Origin of the sequence: Rhizobium ecuadorense, assembly GCF_001187535.1 — a bacterium.
Classification (GTDB): domain Bacteria; phylum Pseudomonadota; class Alphaproteobacteria; order Rhizobiales; family Rhizobiaceae; genus Rhizobium; species Rhizobium ecuadorense.
Map to the genome: position 1 here is coordinate 1 of NZ_LFIO01001229.1, position 573 is coordinate 573.

Below are 573 nucleotides of genomic sequence, written 5' to 3' on the forward strand. Positions count from 1 at the left end.
AGGCCGGCCGAGTAGCCCGGAGAGTTGCCCGCAGGGCAGGGCGGTCGGTCTCCATTGACGACGTTATGTCCATCCTTCCCGCGCCGAAAAGGATCTCGGGCGGCGAACGTAGAATGGTCGCGGTACACGAGGCCGGGCAACGCCGTCGTCGGAGTTCGACGCGTCAGCACCAGAGAACGGTCGCCATCGGGCGCGATCAATGGTGCAGCTTCTCGACCTCAGCCGCCATCGGCAGCACCTTGTCGGTCATCTGCTCCTGAAGCTGAAGGATCCGGTTCCGGGCGGCGGAAAGCGCCAGCGCCTTTGCGTCGATGGCGGCCATGCGGAGTGTCTCCTTTCGGGACGTCCATACGATATCCGATCTTTCAGGGTCGGTCATCTGATCGGTAAAATGCGAGCGATCTCAAAGGATTCGTCGGTTCACCGCTTGTAAACGAATGCACTGATATCGGTCCTGAAACTGGAGCGATGGCATGCACAACATAGGCTTTTTCATCACGGTGTTCGAGGACGATGATGATATCAGGTTCGAAGTCGAATTCTTCGTTCGGATCGACGGCGACGTTGTCAGCG

At 59.0% G+C, this 573-nt stretch carries 2 protein-coding genes; both read right to left on the reverse strand.

Annotation, left to right across the window (positions count from 1 at the left end):
- Positions 1-196: 196 nt before the first annotated feature.
- Positions 197-322, reverse strand: coding sequence for a hypothetical protein (locus tag AF337_RS46105; protein ID WP_280138868.1), 126 nt, complete (start codon positions 320-322; stop codon positions 197-199).
- Positions 323-365: 43 nt separating this feature from the next.
- The coding region (locus tag AF337_RS44605) for a hypothetical protein (protein WP_210168078.1) at positions 366-573 on the reverse strand (208 nt) is incomplete at its 5' end.